Origin of the sequence: Chamaesiphon sp. VAR_48_metabat_135_sub (assembly GCF_031418915.1) — a bacterium.
In the GTDB taxonomy this organism is placed as follows: Bacteria; Cyanobacteriota; Cyanobacteriia; order Cyanobacteriales; family Chamaesiphonaceae; genus Chamaesiphon.
This window is the reverse complement of record NZ_JANOJV010000096.1, coordinates 1-2,647: the sequence shown is the minus strand read 5'-3', so window position 1 is coordinate 2,647 and position 2,647 is coordinate 1. Positions and strand designations below refer to the sequence as shown.

Sequence of the window (2,647 nt, the reverse complement as noted above, 5' to 3'; positions counted from 1 at the left end):
CTAATTAGTACGAGTAGGCGTAAACGCTCGATCGAAATTCCCAGACTTTGAGCTTGGTTTTCTCCCAATAGCAATGGATTGAGCGATGGCGCAACGAGGATTGCTAGGATTAAACCACTCAAAATGCCGATGCTCATCATTGGTAACTGTTCCCAAGTCACCCCACCAAAACTACCCGTCGTCCAATTGAGATAAGATTTGACAGGCTCGGCGGTACTAAAATAGAGCAACAGTTCCACCATCGCCCCAGTACCATAGCCGAATAACAGCCCCAGCACCAGTAAGCTAGTCGAACTTTGCACTCGCCGCGCGACGATAATTACTAGCCCTGTCACGATTCCCGCGCCCACACAAGCAGCAATAATCGTAGCATAGCTCCCGATCGCGCCTAAACTAGCTAAACTAATTCCAAATAGTTGCGTACCCAAGATAACTAAAGCTACGCCCAAACTAGCCCCCGCACTAATTCCTAGTACGGATGGCCCTGCTAAGGGGTTATTAAATAGGGTTTGTAATTGCAATCCGCTGGTAGATAAAGCAGCTCCGGCTAAGATGGCGGTAATCGCTTTGGGTAGTCGAAATTGAATGACAATATCGCTCCAGGACTCTTTTTGGGGAATACCACCGAGCAAAATGGTGACGACATCGCCCAGGGGAATCGATACCGAACCCATTGCTAAACTAGTCAAGAAAATTGGAATGGGGAGGATAAATAATAATCCTAAAACAATCGATCGACGATCTATTTTCCCCTTTCTTAATCTAGTTGGTGGCTGTCTATCGATCTTTGGTGGTGCTGGATGAATCGGCATCCATTCTCGATCTTCGATCGGTTGAGGAGTTGTTTTTTCACGCATGATTTACTTAATAGCTTGTTTAATTAAAGGGCGATAATAAACAAATTGATGTTGCGGCAATAATTCTGGATGTAAAGCCTTAACTAAATCTGCCAACACAACATCGGGATTTGCGGTTCCGCCTTCCCAGAAATCATTGCCACCAGTTGCATTCATTCTTGCCGTCGGATTGAATAGTTTTGAATCTTTCACCGCCCTAAATTTGGTGTACCTGCGATCGGTATTAGTTACATCATTAACACTCTTCCAAGCTTGACTACTATTAACCCAAATTTCTGCTGACTGCGCTCGATCGAATACCTGCTCGAAACTCAGATTTAGACTACCAGTCGATCGATCGTCTTTCCAGATATAATCACCTCCTGCATCGGCAATAAATTTCGCTGCATAACTATCACCGCCAGGAATATACCAAGTACCCCGACTATCGAAACCTGAGAAAACTGTGGGCTTATTTTTAGCTTGGCTGGCGATTTTGGCGATCGAATTATATCTACTTTCCATCTGACTAAATACTCGCTCTGCTTCCGTCTCCCGATTAAAAAATAATGCCATAAACTTCAACCATTCCGCCCTCCCCAAAGGCGAAGACTCCATGTATTCAGCAATAATCGCGACTGGTAAACCTGCTTCGATTAATTTGGGATGACTATCTGATTTCGGATTACCGACTCCATAGGTAGTAACTAGCTCAGGTCTAATTTCTAGAACTTTCTCGACATTAGTATTATTACTCCTACCGACTTCCTTCAATTTTCCGGCTTTGATTTCTGCAACCACACTAGGTGTATTAACTTGCTTGAAATCGCTGACTCCAATTAATCGATCGACTAAACCCAATTTATCTAATAAGGGTAAATGAGTTGTAGACATGACTACTACTGAATTAATAGGCACCTGGACGATCTGAGATTTATCAAATCCCGATGGAATAGGCGTATTGCATTGAACTAATACATATTGAAAAGTGGTATCAGCATTCCGCCAAGGATTTTTGACTGATACCACTTTATAGTTACGATGATATTCAACTGTAAATCCTTTCGCCTCGGTTACTTTCACCTTATTAGGGAAATAATCGACATTGGGATCGTAAGCTGTCGAACATTTAGCAACCGAACTAGATTGTGGAGATTTAGTTTTCGAGGTTTGTCGGTTGCAAGCTGACAGTGATATCCATAATAACCAAGCAAGCAACAATAAACCTCGAAAACTTTTAACCTTGCGTGAGTGAACTTTTTGGCGCATACAATCGCAGTTATGTTTGCGGATATAAATGTTTTTCCACTTTTTGATTCTCTCCTAAATGTTTGCAGACAATTTCCTTTGCCACATCGGGAGTTACTCGTGCATACCAAGTATGTTCGGGAGCGCGATCGTCACCCGAATAAAACACTATTGGCCCCATCTTACAGACCTCCAGACAACCGGAAACTATTAATTCGGTATTTAAACCCGATTCTTTCAACTGTTGTTCTAGAGCCTCATAGACTGGTTTCCAATCGCGTCCGGCATTGCACCGAGAGGAGCGACAAACTGAGATATAAGGACGAATCAAAGGATTGGTTTCATAGGGAATATCCAGCGTCCCCAACACATAAATCTGCCGTAACCTGTCGTATAATCCTAACTTAGCTAAATCGGGTTTATGCTCTGGTAATAAATCTTCCCCTTCACCCAAAAAGGCATTAGGCAAAAATAATGTCATCATTTTTATTCCTGCACCATTCCAGAATTGAATCCCCCAACTCCGCGCTTCACCATCAGCATTCAATCGTCGGTATAAAGCT

2 protein-coding genes and 1 pseudogene are annotated in these 2,647 nt (G+C 42.9%); all 3 read right to left on the bottom strand.

The window, feature by feature from the left end; translation table 11 throughout:
- The coding region (locus RMO55_RS07450) for an iron ABC transporter permease (RefSeq protein WP_310425447.1) at positions 1-857 on the bottom strand (857 nt) is incomplete at its 3' end.
- Between the two features lie 3 nt (positions 858-860).
- Positions 861-2,105, bottom strand: a complete 1,245-nt coding sequence (locus RMO55_RS07445; RefSeq protein ID WP_310425445.1) for an ABC transporter substrate-binding protein — start codon at positions 2,103-2,105, stop codon at positions 861-863.
- A gap of 10 nt (positions 2,106-2,115) precedes the next feature.
- Positions 2,116-2,647: pseudogene (locus RMO55_RS07440) on the bottom strand ((2Fe-2S) ferredoxin domain-containing protein); the annotation flags it as partial.

Bases quoted from the DNA above. Each gene is read 5' to 3' on its own strand.
- RMO55_RS07445 (WP_310425445.1), bottom strand. From the start codon at position 2,105: ATGCGCCAAAAAGTTCACTCACGCAAGGTTAAAAGTTTTCGAGGTTTA.